The 5,486-nt window shown below is 40.0% G+C and carries 5 protein-coding genes; 4 read left to right on the top strand and 1 reads right to left on the bottom strand.

Annotation, left to right across the window (positions count from 1 at the left end; all coding sequences use genetic code 11):
* The 4 genes from V7Z60_RS08540 to holA all read left to right on the top strand — a co-directional run.
* Positions 1 to 516, top strand: a 516-nt coding sequence (locus tag V7Z60_RS08540; RefSeq protein ID WP_334117404.1) for a helix-hairpin-helix domain-containing protein, incomplete at its 5' end; no start/stop codon positions are given.
* Positions 517 to 602: 86 nt separating this feature from the next.
* Positions 603 to 1,082, top strand: coding sequence for a ComE operon protein 2 (locus V7Z60_RS08535; protein WP_334117403.1), 480 nt, complete (start codon positions 603 to 605; stop codon positions 1,080 to 1,082).
* A 116-nt stretch (positions 1,083 to 1,198) separates the two neighbouring features.
* Complete coding sequence (locus V7Z60_RS08530) at positions 1,199 to 3,391, top strand: DNA internalization-related competence protein ComEC/Rec2 (protein ID WP_334117402.1); 2,193 nt, start codon at positions 1,199 to 1,201, stop codon at positions 3,389 to 3,391.
* Positions 3,392 to 3,463: 72 nt separating this feature from the next.
* Entirely contained in the window at positions 3,464 to 4,492 is a 1,029-nt protein-coding gene (gene holA, locus V7Z60_RS08525) for a DNA polymerase III subunit delta (RefSeq protein ID WP_442918912.1), read from the top strand.
* A 474-nt stretch (positions 4,493 to 4,966) separates the two neighbouring features.
* On the opposite strand, the gene rpsT is transcribed toward holA, so the two are convergent.
* Positions 4,967 to 5,221, bottom strand: coding sequence for a 30S ribosomal protein S20 (gene rpsT, locus V7Z60_RS08520; protein WP_334117401.1), 255 nt, complete (start codon positions 5,219 to 5,221; stop codon positions 4,967 to 4,969).
* Positions 5,222 to 5,486 lie beyond the last annotated feature (265 nt).

The raw sequence follows: 5,486 nt of genomic DNA, 5'->3' as shown, positions 1-5,486 counted from the left end.
GACTATATCTATGTCGACATTAAAGGAGCAATCAAGCATCCTGGTGTCTATAAAGTTCCGAACGGAAAAAGAGTGGGGGACGTTTTGAGCCTCGCCGGAGGACCGCTTGAAGGAGCAGATACGACTCAAATCAATTTCGCACATAAGCTCGAAGACCAGATGGTAATCTATATTCCCAAGGCTGGTGAGAGTTCTCCGATTGAAAATACGGTCGGAATTTCTGGTTATGATAGTCAGACCAATCAGAATTCAGAAAACTCCATGGCAGAAACAACATTTTCTGCTCAGTCGCAAATCGACTCGACAGGCCAAGGCGAAAATGATGGCAAAATTAACCTTAATACTGCAAGCAAGGAGCAATTGATGCAATTGACAGGCATCGGAGATAAAAAAGCTGACGATATTATTGAGTATCGCCAGCAGAACGGAAACTTTAAGACAATTGACGAGCTGAAAAACGTTTCAGGCATCGGAGATAAAACATTCGAGAAAATTTCATCACAAATAACAGTTTAAGGACGTGCAATCTCAAAAAGATTACTTTCTTTTTGGTTGCTTTGATATAATGAATAATAAGATTAATGATAGATGAGGTGTAGAGAATGGCACAGGAGAGGATTTCATGGAATCAATATTTTATGTTGCAGGCGATTTTACTTTCTTTACGGAGCACGTGCACCAGATTGGCAGTGGGAGCAATTTTGGTTCGTGACAATCGAATCATAGCAGGCGGCTATAACGGATCCGTGTCAGGGGACGTTCATTGTCTTGATGAAGGATGTTACGTAGTTGACGGTCATTGCGTAAGAACCATTCATGCTGAAATGAATGCCGTTTTGCAGTGTGCCAAATTTGGCAGCGGGACTGACGGAGCCGTTATTTACGTAACTGATTTTCCGTGTCTTCAGTGTACGAAGATGCTTCTTCAGGCAGGAATAAAAAAGATCTACTATCTGCGTAATTATCACAATGACCCTTATGCGGTCAAGTTATTGAAATTGAAGAATGTTGAAATTGAACAAGTTGAAGTTAATCTGGAAAACCTTGATGCAGTTTTGAGAAAAATTGAACCGGATGAATAAGAACGGAAATTAAAAGTTTTTTCGTTGCCTTGTGTCTGGCAGCAGCCAGTTTTGCGATTGCTGGAGAAGGCTGGATTTGGTGGATTGTTTTAGCTTTTTTGATTATAAGGATCATTATGCTTGGCGACAAGCGGACCTTTTTTGTATGCCTTTTGGGCTGTTTGATTTTTACCGTCAGGTTCGCGCAATGGCAACGTGATTATCAAGAAGACATCAGAACCTGTCAGACGAATTCCGTCCAACATTTTTTGATTTATGCAGATAAAATAGCGGTTGACGGAAATCTGATGAAGTGTGATGCTTTTTGGGTTGAAAAACGTGAAGAATTAAAATTGACTGCATTTTTAAAAAATGAGGAACAGCAAAAAGAGCTTAAGTCGACTGCTGATTCTTTTACGATTGAGTGTCAAGCCGATGTTACTCCTGTCAATCAGCCGACGAACGAAAATGAGTTTGACTATCGAAAGTATTGTCAATCACAAAACATCTTTTTGTCGGCTTTCATCAAGGACTGGTGCAACGTGAAAAAGGTTGACAGCAGCCAAGCCTTTAAACCGGTTTTGTTTTTGCACGACTTCAGGAAAAGATGTGCGCTTTCCTTTCAGAAACTGCCCGAACCGCTTGATTGGTATGCGATGATTTTGTTGTTGGGAATGAGAACTGATGATTTGTCAGACGTTTATTCGTCAATCAAGAAGTTGGGACTGCTTTATATTTTCTGCCTGTCGGGGATGCATGTTTTTTATCTGTCAAGTTTTTTGTGCAGATTCGTTCAAAAGTTTGGCATCGACTATGAAACGGGACAGTTGTTCAATCTGATTGTGTTGCCTTGTTTTATCCTTGTCGGCGGAGGGTCTCCCAGTCTTATCAGGGCAGTCATGATGAATGTTCTGGTGATTGGATGCAATCGATTATTGAAAATTAAATTGACTCCGTTAACCGCATGGTCATATGTGCTTTTAATCAATTTGATGTCATGCCCAAGACTTCTGTTTGGATTTGGCACTCAGTTGAGCTATTTGTTGACGCTTGCAATTATTTTGCAGAAAGGTGAAAAGCGGATAGCTGCAAGTTTGAAAATCAATCTTCTCAGCTTGCCGATAGTTTTGTATCAGACGTATCAATGGAATATTTTTACATGTCTGTTTTCGTTGATGATTTTGCCGCTTTTTGAGTGCATAATCTTGCCTGCGACTGTTTTGGGCGTTGTTATTCCCGGGCGTTTTTTTTCGAGTGCTTGTGCTTTGGTTCTCAGAACGGTTTCAAATCTCCTGCAGTTTTTGGCGGAACTTCCGGGAAATATCGTATTCGGAAAACCTTCTTTGACCTTCGTTTTAATGATGCTGTTTTTAGCTGCGATGACTGAAACCGCAAAAAACGGGCTGAAATTGTGGATTATGATGATTACGTGTTACGGTGCGATGTTTTTAGCAATTCATTTTCCTCTTTCTTCTGAAATTGTGTATTTTGATATTGGTCAAGGAGATTGCACTTTAATCAGAAGTCGGTTTAATAGAGAAATAATCATGATTGATACTGGCGGAAAAGTCAGTTTTAATACTCAAAAGTGGCAAAAGCGAAAGGGACGCACAAATGGAGAAACAATTGTAGCCAACTACTTGTTAAGCAAAGGGGTCAAAAAGATTGACCGCCTTTATCTGACTCATCAGGATGCTGACCATGTTGCTAATTTTCCAAGCATCAGTCAAACTATCGAAATAAAGCAGGTTATTGTCCCAAGGGGGATGGAGAACCTTGCAAGCTTTAAAAAAAGAATTGAAGAATCGGCAATCGGTCTTGAAAGCGTCAGGGGCGTCACAACTCAAGATTATGATGACTCTGATAATTTGAGATTGCTGCATCCGTCTGAAAGCGGTCGTGGAACCAATGACGATTCGTTGGTTTTGTGGTACGATTTTAACGGTATTAAGTGTATTTTCACGGGCGACTTGCCTCAAGCAGGAGAAAAAGAAGTCATTGCAAAGCATCCGGAAATAAATGCAGACATCTTGAAAACAGGACATCACGGAAGCAAGACTTCAACATCGCCAGAGTTTGTCAGAAGAATTAACCCTAAGCTTGCAATAATTTCATGCGGCAGGAATAATCGTTACGGGCATCCAAATCAGGAAACGTTGAAAACGCTGAATAATGCCGGTATTCCATATTTGTCGACTGCAAATTACGGAATGATCAAACTAAGGAAGAATTTTGCGAAGATGCCGTATCTGTGTGTGTACGGTGATGGGACAGCTAGTCGATTTAACTTACCGTTAAGGCGGCTTCTGCGACACAATCCAAAAGGATAAGGATTGCAAGAATGAACGTGGTGGACAATCAACCAAGATATTTTACCCGAAAACAATAAAGGAAGTGATAAATTGTCAACTGTTGTAGAAGTTATGAATCAAATTAAAAATGATAAGATAGGTCCGGTCTACCTTATTTTAGGCAAAGAGAGATACTGTTCGGAAGAAATTAAGAATGCGCTGCTTGGAAAACTTTCCCCTCAGGAAAAAGAATTTAATTCAAGCATTTACGATATGGAAGAAACTCCCTTGGCATCTGCGTTGAACGATGCGATGTCGGTTCCTTTTTTCGGAAATCGAAGAATCGTCATCGTCAATAATCCGTATTTTTTAACCGGAGAAAAAAAGAAGAACAAGGTTGAGCATGATATTGCCGGCTTATTGAAGTATTTGGAATATCCGCTTGAGACAACGACTCTGGTGTTTATTGCTCCTTATGAAAAACTTGATGAACGCAAGAAAGTCGTCAAAACATTGAAAAAAGTCGCAGATGTGGTTGAAAATCAACCATTGAAGGAAATACAGGTACGTCAAATAGTCAATCAACGTCTTGAGAAAAATGGTTTGGCAATCGAGTCCAAAGCTTTTGACATCTTAATGGAACGTACTAATGCAGAGATATCGTTGGCAATGAATGAGCTTGACAAGTTGCTTCTTCTTTGCAAGGATGAGAAGATTATCTCAGAAGCTGAGGCGGATCGAATGATTTCAAGGAGTCTGGAACAAAATGTTTTCGATTTGGTTGCGCTTGTTTTGAGTAGGAATACTCAAAAGGCGATTGAGATGTATCACGATTTGCTGCTTTCAAAAGAAGAACCGATTGCAATCAATGCGATTTTACTCGGGCAGTTCAGACTGCTTTTGCAAGTTTCGATATTGAAAAGGCATGGCTTTGCACAGGGAAGCATCACAACCGCATTAAAAATCCATCCATATCGCGTCAAATTAGCTTTAAGGACCGTTCAAAGATTTCAACAGGAAGATTTGAAAAATGCATACCTTGGTTTGGTAAAGGTTGAAAAACGCCTTAAGTCGACGGATCGAGATCCCGAATTGCTGTTTCAGCTTTTCATGCTCCAATTTTGTCAGCATGCAGCTTGAAAGAAACTGGGAAAAACATGTTTCAATTAATTATTGGCAGAATAAACGAAAGTACAGTTCATTTGGCAACTTACGAACTCTAAAGGCACTGGTAACTGGCGTGTCAGACATATGATCCGTGCATGACTCTGACTTACAAGCATCTCACTTTAGTGATGGTAGTTGACACTGAAAATCCGGATGATTTGCAAGTCGCTTGTGAATCATCCGGATTTTTTTGCGTACATGAACCGGTCTTTCGTCATTATAGAGATAAAAATCAACAGGCATCGGTTACCGTGTATTGGAACTGAGAAAATGCCGGACAAAATCAAGCGCGAGTCACCAGGCTTTGTCTGGCATTCATTTAAAGGGAAGACGAGACTTCAGACTCTTTTTCCTGATTAAGGAGAACTTTTCCCATCATGATTTTTCAGCATCGCTAAAAATATGAAACAAAAAAAGACCGGGAACCCGGTCTTCTCAATAATAAGCTTACTTAGCCAAACGAGCAGCCATGCGTGACTTGTCACGAGCAGCCTTGTTAGCCTTGATCAAGCCTTTTGATTGAGCCTTGTCAACGGCAGAAACTGCTTCGCGGTAAAGTGCTTCAACGTTGTCAGCACCAGCAGTCTTAGCTTTTTCAAATTTCTTAATTGCTGTACGCATCTTGCTCAATTGGGAAGAGTTACGAGCGTTTGCTTTTTCGTTTGTTTTAACACGTTCGATTGCGGATTTGATAATTGGCATTTAGTTTCACCTCCACTAAAATGATCCGTAACGGATATCATATAATTTTTCAACATATTTCATTATACAAGAGCAAATTCAACAATGCAATAATAAAATGAAATGTTGTCAAGAAAATTTCCTTGACAGCTATCAAAATGCGATGAAGTCAAAGAGTTTTTAAATGAAAATACGTTAGTTGCTAGTTTGTAATATTCCCATGATTTCCAAGTTATGGGTCAGCATAATTGCTTCAATGTTCATTTGAAGCCCACCAGGACTGCGG

This window comes from Ligilactobacillus sp., from assembly GCF_036846325.1.
Taxonomy (GTDB): domain Bacteria; phylum Bacillota; class Bacilli; order Lactobacillales; family Lactobacillaceae; genus Ligilactobacillus.
The sequence above is the reverse complement of the archived record's forward strand: the minus strand, read 5'-3'. Positions and strand labels throughout refer to the sequence as shown.